Source organism: Plesiomonas shigelloides (genome assembly GCF_900087055.1).
GTDB lineage: Bacteria > Pseudomonadota > Gammaproteobacteria > Enterobacterales > CAMTGL01 > Plesiomonas > Plesiomonas shigelloides.
Window position 1 is genome coordinate 1,938,134 of record NZ_LT575468.1, and the last position, 23,605, is coordinate 1,961,738.

Here is a 23,605-nt window from a genome sequence, read left to right on the forward strand (position 1 = left end):
GGAGTATGCAGATGGATTTCGGAGTCATTCACAGCATCTACACTGTGGTGGTCTTTGTCAGCTTCCTTGGCATCATCGTCTGGGCTTACAGCAAAAAACAAAAGGCCCGTTTTGACGAAGCCGCCAATCTGGTTTTTGCCGACGAGCAGACACCACCACAGGAATCACAGACGCCTGCAGGGAGTAAGCAAGCATGAGTCTTTTCTGGACACTTTGGATCACCATCATCACGCTGGCCACGATCTTTGGCTGCGGCGTACTGTTGTGGTGGTGTACAAAAGATAAAATGGGCGTCGATGAAGGCTCTGACATGGGCCACAGTTACGACGGCATTAAAGAAATCAACAACCCGCTACCAAAATGGTGGCGCTACATGTTCTGGATGACCATCGTGTTTGCGTTGGGCTATCTGGTGCTGTATCCAGGCTTAGGTGCATGGGGTAACTTGCTCGGCTGGCACAGTGCTAACCAGAGCGTGTTGTCGTTGCAAGAGTCGAATGCCGCGGTTGAAAAAGCCAAAGCCGCTGGCCAATACGTGCAATACGACCAAGAAAAGGCGCAAGCCGACAAAACCTTCGGCGAAACCTTTAAAAAGCTGGCTTATCAGGCTGATGGCACAACCTTCCGTCCGTTGACCGAAGTGGCAAATGATCCGAATGCCATGAAAGTTGGGAAAGCGTTATTCTTGCAAAACTGCGCCCTGTGCCACGGGTCAGATGCGCGCGGACAAAAAGGCTTCCCGAACCTGACCGACAATGATTGGCTGTACGGCGGTGAGCCGGAAGTGATCAAAACCACCATTTTGCATGGTCGTATCGGTGCAATGCCAGCGTGGAAAGACACCTTAGGCCCAGACGGCGTTCGTGAAGTCGTCAGCTACGCCTTAAGTTTGTCCGGCCGTAAGGTCGACCCACGGGAAGCGGAAGCCGGCAAAAAACGTTTTGTGCTGTGTGCAGCCTGCCACGGTCCGGATGGTAAAGGTAACCCTGCTGTCGGTGCGCCAAACCTGACTGACCAGATTTGGCTGTACGGCGGAACCCGTGCCAATGTCGAAGAAACGGTGAAATATGGCCGTAATGGACAGATGCCAGCATGGCAATCCATTCTAGGTGACGATAAAGTCCATCTGTTGGCCGCTTATGTGTTTAGCTTGAGCCAAAATAACGGCGGACAAGCCGGTATGGCAACCAATGAACCGGCAAAAGCCGCGCATTGATTAACCGTTACCCGCTAAAACATCGCTAAACGCAAACATAGCTAGACGTAACACAATGAAAACACGATTGCCGGACGACGCAGCGTTACTGTCCGTCCGGCAACCGTCTCAACAGGAACCAACTTGCGTGCGTTAATGTGCATGAAGCAATTTGGACGAAAAACTCACAGGGACGGATAAACACAATGACACAACAGGTCTGGTATAAGCAGTTCTGGCCTTGGTTTCTGATCCTGCTCCCCCTTGCCGCGGTTGCAGCCAGTTTTTACACCCTAAAATTGGCCATTACCCACCGTGACAGTCTAGTGGTAGATGATTATTACAACAAAGGCAAAGCCATCAACGAAGATATCAGCCGTTTGCAATTGGCTGAACAACTGCATATCCAAGGCGATTTGCTGATTGTCGGCGAGCAAGCGCGCTTAACCCTGAAAAAAGGTGAACTCCCCGCCTTCCCTGCTCTCAAGATCTATTTCTATCACCCGACCTTGCAAGATCATGATTTCAATCTGATGATCAACGCCGATTACAATGGGGTGTACCGCTTTGATCTGCCATCGGCGATCACCGGCAAGTGGCAAGTGAGTATCGAGCCGTTCGACTCGCGCTGGCGGCTACAAGAGTCCATCACATTGCCATCCAGCGCGCTATTTTCCTTCTCCGGGCACCGTTAATAATGGAAGTTGTATATTATGGATGCTGTTCATGCCTGCTATCACTGCGGGGAGCCGGTTCCACCCGGTAGCCGCTATGAGGTTATTCTGTTCAATGAGCCGCGCGCTATGTGCTGTCCCGGCTGCCAAGCCGTCGCTCAGACCATTGTCGACAGCGGACTGACATCCTATTACCAGTACCGTACAACGCCTGCATCACGAAGCGAGTTGGTTCCGGACGAGCTGAAAAATCTGCAACACTACGACTTGCCTGAAGTACAAGCCGAATTCGTGCACCAAAATAACCAAGGCAGTGAAACCCGAAATGAAATCAGCCTATCGCTTGATGGCGTCACGTGCGCAGCCTGCGCATGGCTGATTGAAAAACACCTTGGCCAAAGCGATGGCGTACTCAGTATTCAGGTCAATGCCACCGCACAGCGCGCATTGCTGCGTTGGGATCCGGCGCGGGTCCGCCTTAGCGAATTGCTGGCGCGCCTGCGCCGCTTAGGTTACCAAGCCGCTCCGTTTGAAGTTGCCAGCCAAGAGCAGCAATACCGGCGCGAAATGAACAGTTACCTGCGTAAACTGGGGATCGCCGGTTTAGCCAGCATGCAGGTGATGATGGTCGCCGTTGCCCTGTATCTTGAAATGTTCAGTGATTTGGATACGACCCAGCGTTGGTATTTTCGCTGGGTTAGCCTCATCATGTCGACGCCGGTGATCCTCTACGCTTCCCTGCCCTTCTATTACAGTGCTTGGCGCAGCCTCAAGGCTCGCACACTGAATATGGATGTTCCTGTCTCTTTTGCCTTAATTGGTGCCTACATTGCCAGTGCTTACGCCACTATCACCAATCAAGGCGAGGTGTATTTTGAATCCATCACCATGTTTGCCTTTTTCTTGTTACTGGGGCGTTTTCTGGAGATGCGCGTGCGGCGCTTAGCCACTGAGGCAACCAGCAATTTGCTTAAATTGGTGCCCAGCATCGCCACACGGGAAAACGGCGAACAGGTGGCAGCCAAAAGCCTCCGCCCGGGCGATCGCATTATTATCCGCCCCGGCGAGCGAGTCCCGGCCGATTCTTGTATTACCGATGGAATCAGTGACGTCAACGAATCCATGCTGACCGGTGAATACTTACCGGTGACCAAACAAAAACACGATCCGGTGTACGCCGGTACCGTTAACGGCGAAGGCAGCTTAACGGCGCAAGTCACCCACACCGGTGCCGACAGCCTGCTGGCATCGATTTTGCGCCTGCAAGATCAAGCGCTGCAGACCAAACCGGCCATTGTGCTGATTGCCGATCGGATTGCCCGTTACTTTGTGTGGGCCTTGCTGCTGATTGCCGCCATGACATGGTTCGGCTGGCACCTGTATGAGCCCGAAAAAGCGTTCTGGGTGACGCTTTCCGTATTGGTGGCTACCTGCCCGTGCGCATTAGCCCTAGCTACGCCGACCGCCGTTACATGCGTCATCTCGCGCCTAAGCCAAATGGGGCTGTTGGTCCGTAAAGGGCATGCGCTAGAGACCTTATGTCAGGTCAATCGGATCGTACTGGATAAAACCGGCACCATCACCGAAGGGCGCATGTCACTGGTGCGCACTGATGTGCTAACAGCACAACGCTCAAGTGCCGATGTACTGGCTCTGGCCGCCGCACTGGAAGCGCACAGCGCCCACCCGATAGCGCGGGTGTTTCAGCACCTCAGTGATGTCTCGGTGAACTCAGGCTCCCCGAGCGCGTATAGTGCCGAACAAGCAGAAATTGTCACCGGTAATGGTATCCGCGCCCGCATTAATGGCACGGTTTATCGTATCGGACACTATGATTTTGCTTGCGCAGCGTTGGCCAACACAAACGTTGCTACCACAGAACAGGCTCACCGCCAGCCTAGCGACGTGCCGGCGGGAGTTTTGCCGGTCTATCTGGCAAATGAAACACAGCTGCTGGCGTGCTTCTGGCTGCAAGACCCATTACGTGACGATGCTTTGGCTAGCCTCACCCACTTAAATCAGCGCGGCATTCAACTTTCGCTTCTCACAGGCGATCGCTCTGGCGCCGCCGATTACATTGCTGCACAATTGCCGCTGGCCGATTGGCATAAAGGATTATCGCCACAAGACAAGCTCGATTACCTACAACAACGTCAGCAACAAGGTGAGATAGTGATGATGGTCGGCGATGGCGTGAACGATGCGCCAGTCTTAGCCAGTGCGCACTTATCGGTGGCAATGGGAAGTGGAACCGACTTGGCAAAAAACGCTGCTGACATGGTATTGCTGTCCGATAAACTGGATCGTTTACCGCAGGCGCTGCATTTGGCACGCCGAACTCGCCGAATTATCCGTGAAAACTTGGCGTGGTCACTCGGCTACAACTTGGTGATTTTACCCCTGGCGATCAGCGGCATGCTTCCTCCGTATTTGGCCGCTATCGGCATGTCAGCCAGCTCGCTGATTGTGGTGCTTAACTCGTTGCGTTTAATGAGGTAGCGCAAGATGGACATTATTTATGTACTGGTTCCGATTGCCATGTTGTTCGTGCTGGTGGCAGTACTGGTGTTTCTGTGGGCGGTGAAATCTGAGCAATTTGAAGATTTAAATCGCCAAGGAATGCAAATTTTGTTTGAGGAAGATGAGCAGCCTAGCGCTGCACGTCCGGCAGCTAACAAGTCAGATAGCAAAACACAAAGCAAAAACCCAGATCAGGGGCCATTAGCATGATCACCTTGAGTGCCACCGGAGCAGTATTGGTCGGCTTAGCTGGCGCAGGCCACTGCTTGGGCATGTGCGGAGGCGTAGCCGCCGCCTTGACCTTTGCTCTACCGGATCAAAACTCGCTCTGGCGTAAAACGGGCTATCTGCTGCTGTACAATATCGGCCGTATTTTGGCTTATTCTTTAGCAGGCTTACTGCTCGGCGGGCTCTTTGCCTCACTGGCCGATCTCGCCGCCGGCAAAACCTTATTGCTGGTTTTGCGCTTGCTGGCCGCCGTGATGATGATTGCACTTGGCCTGTACATGGGGCAATGGTGGTTTGGGCTACAACGTTTTGAAGTCCTCGGCCAACATGTGTGGAAACGCGTTAAACCACTGGCTCAAGCGATGATCCCACTGAAAAATCCGTTTATGGCGTTGCCTCTTGGCTTTGTCTGGGGTTGGTTGCCGTGCGGATTGGTGTACTCCACTCTCACGTGGGCATCGGCATCCGGCAGTGCGCTGTCGGGCGCGGCCATCATGTTGGGCTTTGGCCTGGGCACCTTACCGGCCATGTTAGTGGTCGGACAAGCTGCGTCTCAGCTGCGAAATTTTCTCTCGGGGATGCTATTTAAACGCACATCTGCCGTGCTACTTTTGTTATATGGCGCACAAACTGCGTATATCGCTATTCAGCAGTTGACATAGTTAACAATTCTGCGCTTAAACATGGTAAAATTGACCCATATCAATGTCAGGTAGTGTTATACGTTATGATCCCAGAGAAAAAGACGATACGACGCATTCAATCCGGTGGCTGTGCCATCCACTGTCAGGACTGCAGCATCAGTCAGTTATGTATTCCTTTCACGCTGAATGAAAGCGAACTGGATCAGCTCGATAACATTATTGAACGCAAGAAACCGATTCAAAAAGGTCAGGCGCTGTTCAAAGCAGGTGATGAGCTTAAATCCCTGTACGCGATCCGCTCCGGCACGATCAAAAGCTACACCATCACCGAACAAGGTGATGAGCAGATCACTGCCTTCCATCTGGCCGGCGATCTGGTTGGCTTTGACGCCATCAATAACATGGCGCATCCAAGCTTTGCTCAGGCGCTGGAAACCTCGATGGTGTGCGAAATTCCGTTCGAGATCCTCGATGACCTGTCAGGCAAGATGCCTAAACTGCGTCAGCAGATGATGCGTCTGATGAGCAGCGAAATCAAAGGCGATCAGGATATGATCCTGCTGCTGTCTAAGAAAAACGCGGAAGAGCGTTTGGCGGCGTTTATCTATAACCTGTCACGTCGTTTTGCGGCGCGCGGCTTCTCACCACGCGAATTTCGCCTGACTATGACCCGTGGTGATATCGGCAATTATCTGGGATTGACTGTCGAAACCATCAGCCGTCTGCTGGGCCGCTTCCAGAAGAGCAACATTCTGGCAGTGAAAGGTAAGTACATCACCATCAATGACATTGATGCTTTATCGGTGCTCGCCGGTAATAATAAACAAGCCTAAGCTCACACTTTGTTCTATCTGGGTCAAGGATGATCAAATTCTTGACCCGTATCTCCCCCTCCAGCTGTCTCTTCTGGTATCTATACATTACGCTTTAGTTATTGTTTTGTAGCGACGGATAACATCTGTGTGGGAGGTATCTATGATTAAATACCGCAACATTCTGGTCGCCATCGATCCTAATCAGGAAGCGCAACCGGCACTGAGCCGAGCTTTATACCTCGCCCAGCAAGAAGAAGGCGCGGAAATTACCGCCTTTTTATCCATTTATGACTTTTCCTATGAAATGACTTCGATGCTGTCGGCTGACGAGCGCCAAGCGATGCGTGATGGCGTAGTTGGGCAGCGGATCAATTGGGTACGTGACTTACTCAAAGATTACACCGATACCAACGTGCCGATTCATATCAAAGTGGTATGGCACAACCGCCCTTTTGAAGCAATTATTCGCGAAGTTATTCAAGGCGGGCACGATCTGCTGATCAAAGCCACGCACCAGCATGATGGTCTGGAATCACTGATCTTTACCCCAACCGATTGGCACTTGCTGCGTAAGTGTCCGTGCCCAGTGCTGATGGTGAAAAACAATGAGTGGCGTGAATACAGCAAGCTGTTAGTAGCGGTGAACCTCTCGAGTGATGAAGAGTATCACCAAAGCCTGAACGAAAAGCTGATTTGCGAGGCACAAAGTTTAAGCGTGGCGCTGCAACCCGGCGAAGTGCATTTGGTGAACTCGTACCCGTCTACTCCGGTAAATATCTCGATTGATATTCCTGAGTTTGATCCAAAAGCCTATAACGATGCAATTCGCGGACACCACTTGTTAGGCATGAAGACACTGCGCCAGCAATACCATATCAGCGCCGAATGTACCCATGTGGTGGAAGGGCTACCCGAGGAAGTAATCCCAGATGTTGCCGACAAGATTGATGCTGAGTTAGTTATTTTAGGCACCATTGGCCGTACCGGTATTTCAGCCGCGTTCATCGGTAATACCGCAGAGCATGTGATTGATCGCTTAACGTGTGATTTGTTGGCGGTGAAACCAGACGGGTTTGTTTGCCCAATTACAGACAGTTTAGCCAAATAGCCTCAAGCGCCTTTTAGCTCCGAGTTTGTTAACTGGCAAGTTTAGCTATACCTGTAATTGTATATGCCTTAACGACCACTATCCCTTAGCTATCCCTTAAAGATAACCGCCGACACATCTGTCGGCGGTTTTTATAAGTATGCGGTTATAACCAGCGTGATTCACTGGTAAAACAGAGTGACAGCCAAGGGTCATTGCCCAGCTCCTCACCCAGCTCATCCCACAACTCTTTGCGGATATGATCCTGACGGTGGATCCCCCAGTCGCCATCGCGGGGCACTAAGATGTTCACTTCCACCTCGTAGCGCCGGCCTATTTTGGCCAGATGGCTGGAATATTCGATAAATCCGTGACGATTGGCGATCCGCGACAGGGTTTCATCCAAATGCGCCGAAAGCGGGCTACGCGGCGCAACTAATAATACTTCACTGAGATTACGGCGCAGTACGCTAATCGGGATAAACATCGCCACCAGCGCCAATGCGGCCACCATCACCGAGTCAATATACACGTTGACCCACGCCAAGCTGGTGCCTTCTAACACTTTAGCCAGCGCAAAACCCAGCAAAATCGTGCAGCTTAAAATGCCATCCACTAGCCACTCTTTCGCATCCACGCGTACCAGTTCGGAGTTTACCGAGCGTGCGACACGCAATTCAACGCTGTAAACACCAAAACAAAATATAGTCGAGACCAGTGCATACAACAGCGCACTGTCCAGATTGATGACATGACCACCTTGGCGGATAGAAGAGATTGCATTTACAAATGCAAAAATACAGGTTAGTAAGATCACGCCTCCATTGACCACATTGATCAACGGCTCAAGGTGCGCATATCCATACTGAAAACGGTGATCATCGGGACGGGAAACCAGATAAGCGGTCAATAAGCCCAACCCGGTCATGCCCATGCTGAGCAAGGAGAACAAGCCATCCATAAAAATGGCGTTGGAGCCAACCAGCAAACCATAACCAATGCCAAAGCCTGACATCACGATGGTGCCAGCTAACGACAATTTTAATGCTCTGCGTTCCCTAATAAGTGCATGGTTAAGATCAACCATAGATGTCCTCCACGTTGTGTGTTTAAAAAATATATGCCTGTAAAAAAGGCTGCTAAGCAGCCTTTTCTGATCGTCATTAGCCTACTAAAAGCACAAAACATTTCAATACTGCTGCGCAACAACTTGATAGTGCCAATTGTTATTACACGCGCCGTTTTGAATGCAAAAAGCCATAACAGCATACGAGAGCCACCCGTACAGGCTCTACTGCATGCCCTGCCACCCCAGCTCTGACGAGGATTTGAGGCTCTTCAGCGGTATACCGAACTGCATTGCAGATGAAGCGCACTGTCTAGTTGCTGCCACGTTCCTGCGGTATAGTCGTGGCGTACCTGATTTGGGTACACCGTTATTTCAGGAGTAAGCCATGACTCGTGAAGAGTTACTTGAATGGGCTGCAATCGAAGCAGCCAAAGCCAACGGAGTGGCTGCCCTGAACAGTTTTCACGGAAAAGAATGACACCATCGCCCGCAGAAACTGCGGGCTTTTTTTTTGCGCTCGTAGCTTTCAACTTCTACTGAAGTAAGAATTAATCGACTAACTGATATTTAATGGTCGTGACTACGCGAATGGTTTTATCGATTTGCTGATCTTCTTGCAGCATCGGTGCGTTATCACGAGGCAAAATCTGGAAGACGCCTTGATCGGCTACCAAAATCCGCCCCAGACGACTTTGTGAATCATGGGCAAACTGCTGCGCTGCTTCACGGGCATTTTTGGTCGCTTCCGCAATCATGGCCGGCTTCAGCGTAGTCAGCCCGTTATACAGATAAACCGGATTACCCGACCCCACACCTTCGTTACTTAAGATCACCCCACTGTCCACCAGCTGGCTACTTTGCTTGTACGCCTCATCTATTTTGGCGACATCTTGGGTACGCAGCATGATAGTGCGGGTAATGATGAAGCGAAACGGCACATTGCCATCGCCATATTGCTGTGCATTACGGTCAGTCACATCCATGCCACGAAAGGATACTGCATCCGCTAAACCATTTTTCTGCAAAAAAGCGGTCACGGCCGTGTCATCGCGCTGGATCTCATCACGCACCTGCGCCAAATCATTCCCCGCACGCACAAAGCGAATCGGCCATAACGCCAGATCAGCCTTTACATCCTGCTCTGCCAGCCCTTTCACGGTTACCGTGCGTACTGGTGCGCGACTTTTCTCTACCCCATAACCGGCTAGCCAACCACCGGCCGCCAAGCCCAGCGCTACCAGTAGCGCCATCACAATTCGATTCATCGTTTCGTATCCTTATTTGTGATTATTTGTTCTGATTCTTGTCTTGCTTGGTCTTTCTACTGTCTTTGCTGTTCGCTCATCTCATCAGGTCACTTTATCGCTATGCTTAGCCTATCGGCGACGAATATAATACGCAACTTCGTGCGTTACAGCATGCTCAACAATAGGCGCAGTTGAAGGCATAACGAATGCCAAGTCACTTGCCCGACATCTCGCCATCATGCTTGGTGTCTGCGGGATATACGCTGAGTGCAGATGCGTATTCAGCGATTTTTCCACACGTTTTCTACCAGAGCGCAGGAAAACGCATTGGTATTCGCCGCAGAAAACCGTACCATACGCGGCACGCTTTATTGGTGCGTTTTATTGGCGTGTTTTGAGCGCAACCAGACAGACCCGATAACCGACGGCACGGTAGCGATTGTCTTTGACATCCCCCACCACACCGCCGATTACATACAGTTCGATACGATAGATGACTATGACTCAGCCACTGAACCAGAAACAACAGTACAACTTCAATAAACTGCAAAAGCGCCTGCGCCGTGAAATCGGCAATGCCATTGCTGACTTCAACATGATTGAAGAAGGCGATCGCATCATGGTGTGCCTGTCCGGCGGTAAGGATAGCTACACCCTGCTGGATATCCTGCGTAACCTGCAGCAAAGTGCACCGGTGAATTTTGAGCTGGTGGCTGTGAATTTGGATCAGAAGCAGCCAGGTTTCCCGGAAGATATTCTGCCGGCATATCTGGAGAGCATTGGTGTCGAGTATAAGATTGTCCAAGAAGACACTTATTCCATCGTAAAAGACAAGATCCCAGAAGGTAAAACCACCTGCTCTCTGTGCTCACGTCTGCGCCGCGGTATTTTGTACCGTACCGCCACTGAGTTGGGCGCCACTAAGATTGCGCTGGGCCACCACCGTGATGACATTCTGGAGACCATGTTCCTGAACATGTTCTACGGCGGTAAACTCAAAGGCATGCCACCGAAACTGGTAAGCGATGATGGTAAGCATGTGGTGATCCGCCCGCTGGCTTACTGCCGCGAGAAAGATATCGAGCGTTTCGCTGAAATTCGTGAGTTCCCAATCATTCCATGCAACCTGTGTGGTTCGCAGCCAAACCTGCAGCGTCAGGTGATCAAAGAAATGCTGCGCGATTGGGACAAGCGTTACCCTGGCCGCATTGAAACCATGTTCAGCGCAACCCAGAACATCGTGCCATCACACATGTGTGACAGTAAGCTGTTTGATTTCAAATCCATCAAATCCGGCAGTGAAGTGATTGATGGCGGTGATATCGCGTTTGACCGTCAGGATATTCCACTGCAACCGGTGGGATTGGAAGAGGAAGAAGACTATCAGCCGGTAAATGTGGGCGAGCGTCTGGATATCGTTGAGCTGAAATAAGCTTGCCTGATGGCCAAATGCCAGAGACAAAAAAAGAGAGCCGATTGGCTCTCTTTTTTATTCAGTGTCGGCATCCGCAAGCGGTATGCGACAGCACCATTACTTGTTGATACGGCGCTTGAATTCGTTGGTACGAGTGTCGATCTCGATCATGTCGCCGATCTGAACGAAGTCAGCAACAGACAGAGTGTAGTCAGTACCTTTCAGGGTAGCTGGCTTCATCACTTTACCAGAAGTATCACCACGAGCTGATGGCTCGGTGTAAGCAACTTCACGAACGATAGTCGTTGGCAGCTCTACGCTGATCGCTTTCTCGTTGAAGAAAGTTACCTGGCATACGTCTTCCATGCCGTCTACCATGTAGTTCAGCATGTCGCCCAGGTTTTCTTTCTCGATATCATACTGGTTGTATTCGCTGTCCATGAATACATACATTGGATCAGCAAAGTAAGAGTAGGTGCACTCTTTACGATCCAGAATGATGTCTTCCATTTTTTCATCTGCTTTGAAAACGGTTTCGGTACCGGCACCGGTCAGCAGACCTTTCAGTTTCATCTTACATACTGCTGCGTTACGACCGGATTTGTTAAATTCGGTTTTCAGCACGATCATTGGCTCGCCGCCAATCATTACTACGTTACCGGCACGGATTTCCTGAGCAACTTTCATTCGTATATCCTGTGTTCAACAAGAGTTTTAAAAAGCGCAGTATTCTAACTGCTTTCGGAGAAATTCACTAGCTGACAGGCTAAATCTTCTGTCTCAGCGAGTAAATCTGCCCATTCAATCGCGTTTTTTTTCAACAACTCACGCTGAATGAACAGTGAATTCCAGTCTGAGGCGCTGATTTTACCCTGATTATAGCCACGGCTAAAGCGGCGCATCAGGTCAGCACTGGCCTCATCCCAGCGCGCCAGGTAGCGTTCTAAAAACGCATCCAGCTTTTCCATGTGAGCCTCTTCTTCTTGTGGGTAGATATGCCAAATCACTGGCACCGCAGCCCACTGCGCGCGGACAAACGAGTCTTCCCCACGAATGAAGTTAAAATCGCAGCTCCACAGCAAGCGATCAAAGCCACGCTGATCGGTAAACGGCAAGACCTGCAATGACAGATTACCGCGCTGCCAACAATCACCGGCTTTAGGCGGCACTTGGCTATAACGTGCAGCGATGTAATCAAGCGTGCGCCCTTGCGGCACCCACAAGCGAATTGGGTCTGGCGATTGCTCCCACGCCTCAAGTAGCGTAAAGAGCGCTGGATTTTCATAGGTAAACAGACTGATCCAGATCTCTTGCTGACGCTGACCGGCAGGAATACCAAACTCGGCCCAGTAAGCACTCTCTTCAGCACTGCCACGCCACTGATCACGCGCGGCAAATAGCCCCTGCTCACGCAGCAAGCCACCGGTTGCCGGTGTAAAGCCAGGGAAGAAAAAGTATTTAGTCAGCCCGTCTGGCTGCCATGATGGCAAGCGATGACAGCCTTCCACCCACTCTTCCGCACTCAGGTATTCCAGATTCAGCCACAGCGGTGCCGGTGACAGAGCTTTCATTTGCTGCCGAAACTCTGGCGGCAATTCACAAGCAAATGCTTCGATCACCCGATGCGCTGGCGTGACTTGCGCGGTAAACGGCGTATCCCAGCGACAAATGTGTACACCGTCATACATTTGGGATGTGAGCGTTGCATCCAACCCCGGGCAGATCCGCGCAGTAGACTGTAAATCATCCACCCACAGCCGCACCTGCTGCTGATAGTCATGGGCCAGCTGGCGGGCCAGACGCAGGGTTACCCCGATATCACCGAAGTTATCGACCACGGTGCAAAAGATATCCCAGTCATAACGTGTTGCTGTCATGGTTTGGTCCTTTATCAAGAAGGCGCTAGTGTACGGGATTTTTCTCTGCCGACGTAATATCTGCACAGTTAAAGTAGGCGCTTAAAGCCATTTTTGTGCTGTTTTGCCCACCGATAACGGTGCAAAGAGACCATTTTGATAGGATTTTTTGCCCTTTCGGTTGCTCAAAAGCCGTTCAGGATGTAGTCTGCGCGCTGATTTATTTTCCATTCTTTTCTTTCAGGTACACTGCCTTGCTTTCCACCGCCAATATCACAATGCAATTCGGCGATAAGCCGTTGTTTGAAAATATCTCTGTTAAATTCGGAGAAGGTAACCGTTACGGTCTGATTGGAGCCAACGGTTGCGGTAAATCCACATTCATGAAAATTTTAAGCGGCGAGCTCGAGCAGACCGCCGGTAACGTGAGTCTGGACGTTAATGAGCGGATGGCAAAGCTGGGTCAGGATCAGTTTGCCTACGAAGAGTACACCGTCATCGATACGGTGATCATGGGCCACAAAGAGCTGTGGACCATCAAGCAAGAGCGTGACCGCATCTATAGCTTGCCGGAAATGAGCGAAGAAGACGGCATGAAAGTGGCCGATCTGGAAGTGCAATTTGCCGAGATGGATGGCTACTCCGCAGAAGCGCGCGCCGGTGAACTGCTGCTGGGCGTGGGCATTCCATTGGAGCAGCATTTCGGTCTAATGAGTGCGGTTGCTCCGGGCTGGAAACTGCGAGTGTTGCTAGCACAGGTACTGTTTGCCGAGCCAGACATCATGCTGCTCGACGAACCAACCAACAACTTGGATATTAACACCATACGCTGGTTGGAAGACGTGCTGAATCAGCGTAACTGCACCATGATCATCATTTCGCACGACCGTCACTTCCTGAACAGTGTCTGCACCCATATGGCCGATTTGGACTACGGTGAGCTGCGTCTGTACCCAGGTAACTACGACGAGTACATGATGGCCGCGACCCAAGCCCGTGAGCGTCTGCTGGCCGATAATGCCAAGAAGAAAGCACAACTGGCCGAACTGCAATCGTTCGTCAGCCGCTTCTCGGCTAACGCGTCTAAGGCGAAACAAGCCACCTCGCGTGCTCGTCAGATGGACAAGATCAAGCTGGAAGAAGTTAAAGCTTCTAGCCGTCAGAACCCGTTCATCCGTTTCGATCAGGAAAAACCGCTGTTCCGTAACGCGCTGGAAATTGAAAATCTGGCCCAAGGTTACGATGAGCTGCTGTTCTCCAAGCTGAACCTGATGGTTGAAGTCGGCGAGCGCGTGGCGATTATCGGTCAGAACGGTATCGGTAAATCAACCCTGCTGCACACGTTGGTCGGCAACATGGCGCCAAAACAAGGCATCATCAAGTGGTCCGAAAACGCCAACATCGGTTACTACGCACAAGATCATGCCGATGAGTTTGACTGCGATCTGAACCTGTATGACTGGCTGGATCAGTGGAAGAAGCCGGGCGATGACGAGCAAGTGGTGCGTGGCATGCTGGGCCGGATGCTGTTCTCACAAAACGATATCCTGAAATCTGTCCGCGTGATTTCCGGTGGTGAGCAAGGCCGGATGCTGTTTGCCAAGCTGATGCTGCAAAAGCCGAACATTCTGGTAATGGATGAGCCGACTAACCACATGGATATGGAATCCATCGAGTCACTCAACCTGGCACTGGAAAACTACAAAGGCACCCTGTTCTTCGTCAGCCACGACCGTCAGTTTGTATCCTCACTGGCCACCCGTATTATCGAGCTGACCGCTGAAAGCATCGTTGACTTCAACGGTACTTACGATGAGTACCTGCGCCGTCAGGGCATTGAAAGCGCGTAATCGCAAACAAGACACAGCTGATTAGTCTGTAGATGAAAGAAACCGCTTCCTCTGGAGGCGGTTTTTATTTATGCCCATGGTTTTCATCATTCACCATCGGCTGTACACCAAACCCTTGAAAGCCATTTACCCCCAGCGACATCAGATACTGACGCTGCGCATCATTTTCAATACGCGTCGCGATCACCCACTCCGAACGCTGGCGAACTAAACGGCACAATGCCGAAATCACTTTGCTGACCGGCGCTTCTTCTGCCGTATGGCTATAGCCATAATCCAATTTCACATATTCAGGCGCAAAACGTGCCAGATATTCTGTGCCAGCATTGCTGCGTCCGACTTGATCCAATCCCCACCGCCAACCAATAGCCTCTAAGATGCGTATCAAATGTGCTGCCGCAACTGGCATTGCGAGCATTCCTGACTCAGCAATCTCCAACATCACTCCGTGTAACCCGTGCGGCGTCTGCTGTGCCGCAAGATGTTGGATCCCATTGATAAAATCGGCACTCTGCAAACTGATATTGCTGATATTTACCGCAACCGGCGTCTCATACTGTTGTTGGATAATGTGGCGTAATACGGCCAAATCGATGGCTGCGCCTAATCCAAGTGCTTCAGCCATCGGTAGCCAATCTGCGGCGCTAACCCATTGCCCTGCAAGTTTTAGCCGGACAAACGCCTCTTGATGTAACACCACGCCTGTTTCACTTAGCACCGGCTGTAACACCACATGTAGCGCGGCAGGATCAGCCAATGCGGCTAAAATAGCCGGTCGCCATGCCTGCTTACCTTGTAATACGGGCTCATAATCTCCGGTGTATAAGTAAAACGGCGGCATTTCTCTACGAGCGCGGTGCAATGCCATATCAGCCGTCGCTAAGAGACTGTTGGCGGTGATATGCCCGTTGCTGATAGCAGCGCCCAGATAAACAGGGATTTGCGCGTCCAAATCGCTCGATACAATGTGCTGTTTCAGCACCGCTAAAAGTTTAAGACCGATACTTTTCGATGGCTGCGCTTCCATCTCTAACTCCAACCCCGGACACCAGAGCGCTAACTCCGTTAAGCGGGTGCGCGCCAATAGCGCGTGTGGATAGGCAGAAAAAACATCGCGCACGGCCCCAGCCAAACGGCGAGCCAACTGATCGGCAACGTGGGGATCCGTTAACTGATAGCTACGCCCCAATACTGCCAGCTCCAATAAAAACAGCGTTCCGGGCACATTTTCTGCTGCGGCCACATCAATCTGCTGGCGAAACCAGCGTCGGTTTGCCAATCCCGTGGTTACATCCTGATAGGCTTCACGATGTAGTGCCGCCACGGTATCGCTTTGCGCTTGAAACGCTTGGCCAATCTCCCTTTCCATCAAGTTAAAAGCACGGGTCAATGCTCGCAGTTCCGATTCAGCGGGGAGCAGGAGCGGATCGGCGGAAAAATGGCGATGAGCGACCTGCTCCGCTCGCGCTTCTAATGCCGCCAAAGGGCGCAGGCGACGACGTAAAAGCGCAGCTTGCAGTGCCAGTGCGATAATGAATATCCCCGCAATCACCGGGAATACATGGAGACTCAACCGCCAGAACGTGTGATATGACGGGATAGCCGCGCTTTGTAACGTCAAGTACCCATCGGGTAACCCAGCGGTACTCAGCCTCTGCTGTATCAGCTGTGGTTCAAATAAAGGCAAACGCAATAACCAGCGCGGAATCGGGTGTTCCCGAGTATTTGCCGCTTTTGAGGCCGGAGGCAGCATTACAATTATGGGAGAGCTGTTATCAAGATGCAGCTGTACTGCCGCATACCGCCCCTCGGCCAAAACGCGGCGCATAATGGTTTCAACGCCCATCAGATCGTAGCGTAATAGATACGGGCGCAAGGTGTCTTCCAATCGCAGCGCATCAACAGCCATGATGCTACGCTGCTGTTCTATGACGGTGGTGCGGATCACAGCTAACATTAATCCGCACAGCACTACGCAAAGGAAAAAAATCAGCAACATCTGCTGATGCAGCAAAATTCGCAATAAGGAGTGTCCAGCCGTAGGCTCTTCACTGAACAGGTGTTGCGGCGCAGTCACCTTTGCTTCGGCCATAAATAATCGCCATCCGTTATTATGCATCCATGCTAATCGCGAATATGAAGAGTACTTACCTTCATAATTGCTGTGCGTTTTTCGCTATTCAGAGAAACGTTGTTTTAGTCTCTTTGAGTATTAATCCTGTTGGTTAAAGCCTCAAGCAAGAAGCGCATAACAGATGTCAGAAAAATTACGGATAATAAAAAGCCCACAATCTGCTGTGGGCTTTTAAGCAAAAATCAATGTGCACTAGGTCTGATGGCGGTGCGCCATCACGGCGTGATGTTATCGTGCTTACCTCATACCGGATACTGACTTAATATCACGCCAAGATTTCCATTACTGCCAAATTTCAGGCTGAATTTCTGCGTTATGTACTGCATCCGACAACCAAACTAGGCCATCTTGCAATGTGGCTTGCAGGTTCATAGTGCGGTTAACCAATTGGGTTAAACGGCTGACTTGCTCATCGGAAATGAAAAAGACGCGTACATTAGAATATTGACGGATTTTATTGCTGTTTTGCTCCCACCACACTTTGGCAGCGCGATCACCGTATGCGTATAGCACCACCTGCTCAGATTGATGCGAGGCTTTTTTCAACCGCTTTTCATCCGGCACGCCGACGTCAATCCACAGGTCGATTCCATCATGATAGTTTTTGAGCCAAATTTCCGGTTCATCATCGGCGCACAAACCTTTGGTGAACACCAAACGCTCATTGGCATGACGAACCCATGCCAGTAGACGAACCATCATGCGTTGTTCGGTTTCGGAAGGATGTTGTGCCAGCACCAAATCGGCACTCTGATAATAATGCCGATCCATATCAGCGATATTGATGTTTGCTTTATAGACTGTTGCTTTAAGTGCCATAAACGACTTCCGAAATCTCACATACATACAGCATAACAGAGAAATGAGACATTTAAAATCAAATAGTTACTAAGATTTGGCTCAAAAAACGAGCCGCAAAAATAGAAAAAACACATTTCACAGCTCACTATTTTTCAATGAGTTAAGTTGAATAGTGATGCGCTCCAAACACATTTAGCTCCATAATTCCCCTCATCCACAGGATAGTGAAACATGACATATATCTCACTATTCACACCTTTGATTAGCAAATACTAGACAGTCAATCTGCAGCCTTCATATCATTTCATGCCTGAAAGACGAAACATCATCTTATATCTTAGTTATCATATTGTTTTTATTTTAAAAATAACTAATGAATTTCCATTAGCGCAAGCAGTTGGGCGACAGGTAGTGGTCATGGCAAACATCGTCTGGCAACAAGTAGCCACTCAAAGCCTAGTCGAGGGCGAAGATACTTAAAAAGGTTTGGAGGTCCCCTCTTTATTGATGGCACCATTCAATCGATCGTTACTTAATTTGGATTAAAGAATGACTGCGGAAATAGCTATTTACAACAAATCTTCGGTTGCACTGGCGGCGGATTCGGCCGTGACGATACAAGGCGGTAGCACTTACAAGATCTACAACGGAGCAGAAAAGCTATTTGCACTATCGAAAGCACATCCAGTGGGTGTAATGGTGTACGGTTCAGGTTCGTTATGTGGAGTCCCTTGGGAATTGATCATTAAACAGTTCAGGAAAAAGCATGGCTCAACCCAAAGAGACACATTGGAACAATACGCGCAAGCATTCTGGGCTTTTCTTGTAGCAGAACAGCATCTAATCCCTCCAGAGATGAAGGAGAATAGCTTATGCCATTTCTACGAGCAGGTTTTTCGCAATGAAATTTTTTCCAAAATTGAGGACCTCGCATTTGGCTTTATTCAGTCAAACCAAAGACATCCAACCATTGAAGAAACGTATAATCTCCTCAGAGAGCATTGCGTAGATCTGACAAACATGCTTCGCAACGTTGAGTTTTACGAGAACCTTACAGAGCAAGACTTACAAGATGCACTTCCATTTGCATCAGAGGTTGCCTCACACTTATGTGAGAAAAACCTCCCTTCAGAGGAGTCTCAAATACCAGAAGCATTGATAAATGCTGTTGCATCAGTGTTCGTCAATGCTTCGTGTAAAAAAATCGAGATTGGTGCAAATACAGGAATAGTTTTTGCTGGTTTCGGAGATCAAGAGTATTTTCCTGTAGTTTTAGCCTTCAATTTGCTAGGGTTTATTAATGGTAAACTAAGGCTTTCTCCTAACTCTAAGAAAAGTGCGCCTGCCGGCGCAAGTGGGCTTATAGCCTATGCTCAGGAGGAAGAAGTTGATAGCTTTGTGTCTGGCATCAGCAAAAACATCAAAAACAAGGTTATCATTGATAGTAAACTGCTGCTGCAGAATGTTCTTGACAGAGCTTCTGAGAACGTAGAAAAGTTGGACATCGATGAGCAATCCAAGCAAGCATTTAAGGGTGAACTTATTGACACTGCCACACAAATGTACGATCAATTCAATCAAAATCTTCAAAAACACATCCAAACCTGCTATATAGATAAGGTAGTCGATATGGTTGCATTCTTGCCTAAGCAGGACTTGGCGGAGATGGCAGAGTCTCTGGTTAATCTAACGGCCTTTAAGCGAAAGGTCTCTAATGATAGTGAGACTGTAGGTGGGCCTGTCGACGTAGCGATTATCTCCAAAGGAGACGGTTTCATCTGGGTTAAACGCAAGCACTACTTTAAAAAAGATTTGAACCAACACTACTTTGACAATCAGGCGAATGGAGCGTACCAATCATGACTCAAAAGCATCTTCACGAAAAAATGGAATTGCGTGAGTGGCGTCGTCTCTTCAATCCGCAGAAGCTAAACGAGGAAACCAGCCACAACGGTAGTATCGCTCAGAAAGCAAAGGCGCTGACCGAAAGAAATAATAAAAAAGAGCCTATGTTCTCTCTGGCATAACTATGTTCTCTCTGGCATAAAAAGACCCGCTATGGCGGGTCTTTTACACTCGTAAACTCAAACTGCTCTGGTGTTGCTTGATGGGATTCAAGTCTACGTAGGCCTATAGGCTAGTACAGCAGCGCCATCCCCATCCAATAGAGCTTGGGATTTAAACCGCCTTCCCAGAAACAGCCTTTACAGCCATCTTCTTTGTTTGCCAGTCTGGCAATGGACTCGTTCAAAGCTCGCATAAACTAAAACGCCCACCGCACCCAGCGGATGATATAGCGGTAAAACGGCGTATCATCCAGACTTACCTCGTATACTTTGGCCTTGGCATTTTATGCCCCTCACAACTTGCCAAACAGCTAAATAACAGCCTAGACAAGCCATGAGGAAGGCGCTAACAATTGTTAGTGTCTCAGTTAACTCTCCAGAACTTTGTAGGCAAAGAGTTGTGGATGTCTTCACTCTTTCTTCGTGTAAGGCGGTTATGAGGTTGTTAGGCATTGACCTTACTCACCTTACCGGTCTTTGTGATTATTAATTACTCGTTCAGCTTCGCGGTCATAGCCGTCCGCCAAACATCTCAAAGTAACTGCAAATCGCTGAAATCCGGCGTTCTCTATTTCCTCGGCTTTATTCCGGAACTGCTCGGCCAGTTCTCTCTCCGGCTTTCCGGTTGGGTCAACCCAATGAACACCGCGTGAGTTGTATGTCCCCGTCCTGAAACCGGCGCGCATGTCATCAGCGTCACGATCATTCAATGCGGCAGCGACAGCGCGACGTATCCATAAGCCGTCTGGATCAGGCGGGGTGTGAATCAATACTTCGCCAATATTGATGAGTGCAACTTGCAGGTGGCCGGACTCCGTGCAGACTTCTTTAACCCTTTGGAGCCATCCGATGAAGCACTCTTCACTGAAAGTACCATCTTTTTGTGTTCCCGGTGGTGTCTTCCACTCATGCAGCAGTCGCCAAGCATTTGTTGCGATTACCTTTGATCCCTCAGTGGGTTCGCTCGACGGCTGATCTTCTTTCTTGGAACGGTAGATCAGTCGAATTACCTCACAATAGAATTCGGGTTCATTGGCCAGCTTACTTTCAAGGAGTTGGGGCGCGGCATCTCTATGACGATCGAGCAAGGGAACATATGCCCACTCGACTCTAAAGAGGTCGTCCTGGTTAACCGAAGGCTCTGCCTGAAGAAACTTGATCAGTTCGACTATGTGGTACCCGTCCATAGCGTTGCTGGGCTCTCTGGAGGAAAGCGCTGCGAGCAACGCGCGAACACATTGATTACTATCGATTGGCTGATTGGCATGGCGCATCCTGTCCAGGCAATTGATTGCCGCGTACGGTCTTCCATGTTCAATAAGTTTCTCAATAGCAATGGCAAGATCTCCATCGGTCTCATAGGCATTCGCGCCGCTGCGTGCCCAGTATTCACTCTCGTACGCCTGAAGCCATTTAGAAGCGCGATCCCATGCTCCCTTCGTAAATGGCAAATAAGCTAGGAATTGTCCTACTTGCTCTGGCGTCCAATCAGATTTATCGATGTCGTCGCACCACTCCCAACTTTTGGCGTGGTAGCGCCGCCAGATAAAACCTCTCACCAATGCCTTACGCTTGTTGTCCGCTGATTCAAGGAAGTGAGGCAAAAAAGTCCGATCAATAATTGAATCGTCAATAACACCAAGTGCATTCCCCACCTGACCGGGTGAAGAAGTGGACTCAGCGAATCGGATTACACCCTCGGCACCATATTGCTGAAAGATCTCCGAAATAGCTCTCTCACGTCGCCTGTCAAGTTTCTTTCGCTGCCCTTCCCAATCGCCGTTCTCTTCGTATAGGTCAAAATCACGATCTGTAAAGAGGTGCTGATATAAATTGAATGGGTTGGTGGGCGCGAGTTGCTCTGCAACCTTTTCAATGCGGGTAATCAGTTCGTCGGGTAATGCCCATTTCGCGTCGAAGAACCGCCGGTGTTTGCTTGTAAATCTCGTAAGATGGTCCCAAATCGAAAGTCGTTGATCTTCAGGAAGTTCTGAAATGGTCTGCGAGGAGAGAATTTGAAGAAGTTGATCAAAAGCGGATGTAGGCAGGTTATCAAAATGGTCAATCAATGCTGAGAGCCGAGCGGTATCTTGGCCTGCAGCAGCCACCGCAAGTTCCGCGTAAGAAGATGCCTGCTGCCAGTATTCCTGATGCGTAACGCCTTTTTCCCAATCATCAGGGATTGTCTTGCGCCAACTTGGCTTGTGCGAACCGGAAGATGTCTGGTTCTGGCCGGGAAGAAGCTGAAAGATCAGATTCCAGGCGATATCAGGCCATTCATTAAGGATCGTCCGTACTGCTACCTTACGCTTTTCTACAGATGCCAGTGTTTGCGGTAGCCAAGGCAGCAAAATGGTTGTAAGCGAATTGGAGGGGCGATTGGCCCAATGGCCGCCGGGGTCATGGCTAGCGAGTTCACCAAGCGCGACACAGACACGAACCAGATATTGTTCATCCCAAGCCAACCCTTCCAACGCCCAAAGCAGGCCGGTTAAATAATTGCTGCCGGTGATGCCGTTGCCTTCTTGGGAAAAAAGCTCATCAAAGGGGCAGGGCTTCAGGCGCATCGCCTTCTCGACCGCATCAAGAAATTCACTCGGAGCAGCTTCGGCCAAGGTTGGCAGTACACCGCTCAGGCTGCCCCACAAGACCCAGTCAGCATCAGTCAGCAGTTCACGTATCACCAATGCGCAGTTTGCTTCAGCCTTCCCTAGCGAACAGTTGGCGCACGCCTCCGGCTGGCTGCCCAAGATAGCCAAACCCTCGGCAATGCCGTTTCGCAGCACGTGTGAACAATTCAGCACCTTGCCATGAATACTTGCCGCATATCGATCTTCGGCTGGCAGTTCAAAAGCAGGGTCAGGTTCCTTTAGTACGGAAACAGCCAGCGACCTAAACTTATCGAGGTTCTGATCAAGGATGCGCGATCCCAGCACCATCCAAAGCTCGGTTCGGTTAACAATTTTCCAAGTGCCGTTTTTGAGCGACAGCGGACTATCGGGTCTGTGCAATATTTCCTGGGCCTTCTTTAGCCACTCATCGTAACTGATACCGAACAGTTGAGTTATCGCTTCAAGGTCGCCTTGACTCTTGTCTTGCCAAGAGCCAATCAAAACAGCCAAGGCCAGATAGGTGGCTTCTGGGTGCTGAGTCCAATCGGTTTTATGTTTCTCCTGTACCGCCTTGAACTCCTCAGGCATCTCCGCCAAAACCTTTGGTTTAAAGACCTCTCGAAGGTCATCCGGAAGCTTATCAGGCGTGATGGTGCCTGCATCCTGATTCCATGTTTGTACGATATCGACAACCCGTGACCAGACCCACTGCGGATACTGCTGCTGGAATTGGGAGATGTGAGAATGCAGCAGAGACAGGACAACACCGAACTCGTTACCAAGATCGTAGCCTAGTAAATGGAAGTGATTCAGGAAATCATAGAGTTCAGCCCTTGAAACAAGGTTACCGCCGTTTGCTTTATTCAGATGCAACTGAAAGACATCCAGCTTTTCGATACTCTTGGAAGGGCTGAAATTCGACTGCTGAACGTTTCTGAAAAACTCATCCGCGTTTTTAGTATGCCTCGCCTGATTCAGAAGCCATTGTACATTGTGTGCATCAGTCGCGCTAAGTGGCCCAGTGATCAGCGCAATAATATCCTTACCTCGAGTAAACACCTTGGAATTATTGAAATCATTCCAGGCAGCCTGCATCACTTCCCCAAACAGGGCGCTGCCCTGCGTGATGGCAATGGAATGTTTAACCTGCCCGAGAAGTTTCCGCCGCTCCTTGCTGTTCACGTCTTCCACGACAACAATGAGGTCGTCTGTATCAAAGCCATCAATCTTGCCCTGAAGTTTGATTTCCGCAATAGGCCAGCAGGGAAGACAGGGAGCGTGACCGCCGGTAAGCATCAGCGCGACAAATGACGCTTGGATATGCGCTTCAAAATGAGAACCGCCACCACCGGTAGAGAATGAATTGCTTAGTTTTTTCTGTTTCGCCATCGAC

Annotated in this window: 21 protein-coding genes; 13 read left to right on the plus strand and 8 right to left on the minus strand. The window is 50.0% G+C overall.

Annotated features, from left to right (window positions below; all coding sequences use genetic code 11):
* Positions 1-11 precede the first annotated feature (11 nt).
* The 8 genes from NCTC9997_RS08540 (at position 12) to uspE (ending at position 7,184) form a co-directional block, all read left to right on the plus strand.
* Entirely contained in the window at positions 12-197 is a 186-nt protein-coding gene (locus NCTC9997_RS08540; protein ID WP_010863844.1) for a cbb3-type cytochrome oxidase subunit 3, read from the plus strand.
* Positions 194-1,216, plus strand: coding sequence for a cytochrome-c oxidase, cbb3-type subunit III (gene ccoP, locus NCTC9997_RS08545; protein ID WP_064977845.1), 1,023 nt, complete (start codon positions 194-196; stop codon positions 1,214-1,216). The genes NCTC9997_RS08540 and ccoP overlap by 4 nt, the downstream gene beginning before the upstream one ends.
* A 185-nt stretch (positions 1,217-1,401) precedes the next feature.
* Positions 1,402-1,890, plus strand: a complete 489-nt coding sequence (locus tag NCTC9997_RS08550; protein ID WP_010863846.1) for a FixH family protein — start codon at positions 1,402-1,404, stop codon at positions 1,888-1,890.
* Positions 1,891-1,908: 18 nt separating this feature from the next.
* A complete protein-coding gene (locus NCTC9997_RS08555; protein ID WP_064977846.1) occupies positions 1,909-4,368 on the plus strand; it encodes a heavy metal translocating P-type ATPase in 2,460 nt (819 codons plus the stop codon).
* Between the two features lie 6 nt (positions 4,369-4,374).
* Positions 4,375-4,599, plus strand: coding sequence for a cbb3-type cytochrome oxidase assembly protein CcoS (ccoS, locus tag NCTC9997_RS08560; RefSeq protein WP_064977847.1), 225 nt, complete (start codon positions 4,375-4,377; stop codon positions 4,597-4,599).
* Entirely contained in the window at positions 4,596-5,279 is a 684-nt protein-coding gene (locus NCTC9997_RS08565; protein WP_064977848.1) for a sulfite exporter TauE/SafE family protein, read from the plus strand. The genes ccoS and NCTC9997_RS08565 overlap by 4 nt, the downstream gene beginning before the upstream one ends.
* Positions 5,280-5,344: 65 nt before the next feature.
* Positions 5,345-6,094, plus strand: a complete 750-nt coding sequence (locus NCTC9997_RS08570; RefSeq protein WP_010863850.1) for an FNR family transcription factor — start codon at positions 5,345-5,347, stop codon at positions 6,092-6,094.
* Positions 6,095-6,236: 142 nt separating this feature from the next.
* Complete coding sequence (gene uspE, locus NCTC9997_RS08575) at positions 6,237-7,184, plus strand: universal stress protein UspE (protein WP_010863851.1); 948 nt, start codon at positions 6,237-6,239, stop codon at positions 7,182-7,184.
* Positions 7,185-7,329: 145 nt separating this feature from the next.
* On the opposite strand, the gene NCTC9997_RS08580 is transcribed toward uspE, so the two are convergent.
* Positions 7,330-8,202 carry a cation diffusion facilitator family transporter gene (locus NCTC9997_RS08580; protein WP_197665185.1) on the minus strand — a complete coding sequence of 291 codons (873 nt, stop codon included), beginning with the start codon at positions 8,200-8,202 and terminating at the stop codon, positions 7,330-7,332.
* 578 nt (positions 8,203-8,780) lie between these two features.
* The gene (locus NCTC9997_RS08585; RefSeq protein WP_039044831.1) at positions 8,781-9,497 is read right to left on the minus strand and encodes an SIMPL domain-containing protein; all 717 of its coding nucleotides are present in this window, start codon (positions 9,495-9,497) and stop codon (positions 8,781-8,783) included.
* 255 nt (positions 9,498-9,752) lie between these two features.
* Between NCTC9997_RS08585 and NCTC9997_RS08590 the strand changes: the two genes are divergently transcribed.
* Both NCTC9997_RS08590 and ttcA read left to right on the plus strand, forming a co-directional pair.
* Positions 9,753-10,022 (plus strand): hypothetical protein, encoded by a 270-nt coding sequence (locus tag NCTC9997_RS08590; RefSeq protein ID WP_144060933.1) that lies wholly within the window; start codon positions 9,753-9,755, stop codon positions 10,020-10,022.
* Entirely contained in the window at positions 9,979-10,911 is a 933-nt protein-coding gene (gene ttcA / locus NCTC9997_RS08595; RefSeq protein WP_010863854.1) for a tRNA 2-thiocytidine(32) synthetase TtcA, read from the plus strand. The genes NCTC9997_RS08590 and ttcA overlap by 44 nt, the downstream gene beginning before the upstream one ends.
* A gap of 99 nt (positions 10,912-11,010) precedes the next feature.
* Here ttcA and efp read toward each other — a convergent pair whose 3' ends face one another.
* Positions 11,011-11,580: an elongation factor P gene (gene efp / locus NCTC9997_RS08600; RefSeq protein ID WP_010863855.1), complete on the minus strand. Its 570-nt coding sequence runs from the start codon at positions 11,578-11,580 to the stop codon at positions 11,011-11,013.
* 44 nt (positions 11,581-11,624) lie between these two features.
* Complete coding sequence (earP, locus tag NCTC9997_RS08605) at positions 11,625-12,770, minus strand: elongation factor P maturation arginine rhamnosyltransferase EarP (RefSeq protein WP_064977849.1); 1,146 nt, start codon at positions 12,768-12,770, stop codon at positions 11,625-11,627.
* A gap of 257 nt (positions 12,771-13,027) precedes the next feature.
* Here earP and NCTC9997_RS08610 point away from each other — a divergent pair, with 257 nt between their 5' ends.
* Positions 13,028-14,599, plus strand: coding sequence for an ABC-F family ATPase (locus tag NCTC9997_RS08610; RefSeq protein WP_413463040.1), 1,572 nt, complete (start codon positions 13,028-13,030; stop codon positions 14,597-14,599).
* A gap of 64 nt (positions 14,600-14,663) precedes the next feature.
* Here the strand turns inward: NCTC9997_RS08610 and NCTC9997_RS08615 are convergent, their stop codons facing one another.
* Together NCTC9997_RS08615 and NCTC9997_RS08620 are read right to left on the minus strand one after the other, a co-directional pair.
* A complete protein-coding gene (locus NCTC9997_RS08615) occupies positions 14,664-16,691 on the minus strand; it encodes an EAL domain-containing protein (RefSeq protein ID WP_064977851.1) in 2,028 nt (675 codons plus the stop codon).
* Positions 16,692-17,015: 324 nt separating this feature from the next.
* On the minus strand, positions 17,016-17,552 hold the full coding sequence (locus NCTC9997_RS08620; protein ID WP_010863866.1) for a YaeQ family protein: 537 nt from the start codon (positions 17,550-17,552) through the stop codon (positions 17,016-17,018).
* Positions 17,553-18,083: 531 nt separating this feature from the next.
* Here NCTC9997_RS08620 and NCTC9997_RS08625 point away from each other — a divergent pair.
* Both NCTC9997_RS08625 and NCTC9997_RS08630 read left to right on the plus strand, forming a co-directional pair.
* Entirely contained in the window at positions 18,084-19,397 is a 1,314-nt protein-coding gene (locus NCTC9997_RS08625; RefSeq protein WP_064977852.1) for a hypothetical protein, read from the plus strand.
* Positions 19,394-19,561: a hypothetical protein gene (locus NCTC9997_RS08630; RefSeq protein ID WP_156669258.1), complete on the plus strand. Its 168-nt coding sequence runs from the start codon at positions 19,394-19,396 to the stop codon at positions 19,559-19,561. Before NCTC9997_RS08625 ends, NCTC9997_RS08630 begins: the two co-directional genes overlap by 4 nt.
* 110 nt (positions 19,562-19,671) lie before the next feature.
* On the opposite strand, the gene NCTC9997_RS15390 is transcribed toward NCTC9997_RS08630, so the two are convergent.
* Positions 19,672-19,794: a hypothetical protein gene (locus NCTC9997_RS15390; RefSeq protein WP_268952954.1), complete on the minus strand. Its 123-nt coding sequence runs from the start codon at positions 19,792-19,794 to the stop codon at positions 19,672-19,674.
* A 273-nt stretch (positions 19,795-20,067) separates the two neighbouring features.
* Positions 20,068-23,601, minus strand: a complete 3,534-nt coding sequence (locus NCTC9997_RS08640) for a hypothetical protein (protein ID WP_064977853.1) — start codon at positions 23,599-23,601, stop codon at positions 20,068-20,070.
* Positions 23,602-23,605: the final 4 nt, after the last annotated feature.

Bases quoted from the DNA above. Each gene is read 5' to 3' on its own strand.
- NCTC9997_RS08620 (WP_010863866.1), bottom strand. From the start codon at position 17,552: ATGGCACTTAAAGCAACAGTCTATAAAGCAAACATCAATATCGCTGAT.
- earP (WP_064977849.1), bottom strand. From the start codon at position 12,770: ATGACAGCAACACGTTATGACTGGGATATCTTTTGCACCGTGGTCGAT.
- efp (WP_010863855.1), bottom strand. From the start codon at position 11,580: ATGAAAGTTGCTCAGGAAATCCGTGCCGGTAACGTAGTAATGATTGGC.
- NCTC9997_RS08555 (WP_064977846.1), top strand. From the start codon at position 1,909: ATGGATGCTGTTCATGCCTGCTATCACTGCGGGGAGCCGGTTCCACCC.
- uspE (WP_010863851.1), top strand. From the start codon at position 6,237: ATGATTAAATACCGCAACATTCTGGTCGCCATCGATCCTAATCAGGAA.
- NCTC9997_RS08590 (WP_144060933.1), top strand. From the start codon at position 9,753: ATGCGTATTCAGCGATTTTTCCACACGTTTTCTACCAGAGCGCAGGAA.
- NCTC9997_RS08640 (WP_064977853.1), bottom strand. From the start codon at position 23,601: ATGGCGAAACAGAAAAAACTAAGCAATTCATTCTCTACCGGTGGTGGC.
- NCTC9997_RS08610 (WP_413463040.1), top strand. From the start codon at position 13,028: ATGCAATTCGGCGATAAGCCGTTGTTTGAAAATATCTCTGTTAAATTC.
- NCTC9997_RS08630 (WP_156669258.1), top strand. From the start codon at position 19,394: ATGACTCAAAAGCATCTTCACGAAAAAATGGAATTGCGTGAGTGGCGT.
- NCTC9997_RS15390 (WP_268952954.1), bottom strand. From the start codon at position 19,794: ATGCGAGCTTTGAACGAGTCCATTGCCAGACTGGCAAACAAAGAAGAT.
- NCTC9997_RS08625 (WP_064977852.1), top strand. From the start codon at position 18,084: ATGACTGCGGAAATAGCTATTTACAACAAATCTTCGGTTGCACTGGCG.
- NCTC9997_RS08565 (WP_064977848.1), top strand. From the start codon at position 4,596: ATGATCACCTTGAGTGCCACCGGAGCAGTATTGGTCGGCTTAGCTGGC.
- ttcA (WP_010863854.1), top strand. From the start codon at position 9,979: ATGACTCAGCCACTGAACCAGAAACAACAGTACAACTTCAATAAACTG.
- ccoP (WP_064977845.1), top strand. From the start codon at position 194: ATGAGTCTTTTCTGGACACTTTGGATCACCATCATCACGCTGGCCACG.
- NCTC9997_RS08570 (WP_010863850.1), top strand. From the start codon at position 5,345: ATGATCCCAGAGAAAAAGACGATACGACGCATTCAATCCGGTGGCTGT.
- NCTC9997_RS08585 (WP_039044831.1), bottom strand. From the start codon at position 9,497: ATGAATCGAATTGTGATGGCGCTACTGGTAGCGCTGGGCTTGGCGGCC.
- NCTC9997_RS08540 (WP_010863844.1), top strand. From the start codon at position 12: ATGGATTTCGGAGTCATTCACAGCATCTACACTGTGGTGGTCTTTGTC.
- NCTC9997_RS08550 (WP_010863846.1), top strand. From the start codon at position 1,402: ATGACACAACAGGTCTGGTATAAGCAGTTCTGGCCTTGGTTTCTGATC.
- ccoS (WP_064977847.1), top strand. From the start codon at position 4,375: ATGGACATTATTTATGTACTGGTTCCGATTGCCATGTTGTTCGTGCTG.
- NCTC9997_RS08615 (WP_064977851.1), bottom strand. From the start codon at position 16,691: ATGGCCGAAGCAAAGGTGACTGCGCCGCAACACCTGTTCAGTGAAGAG.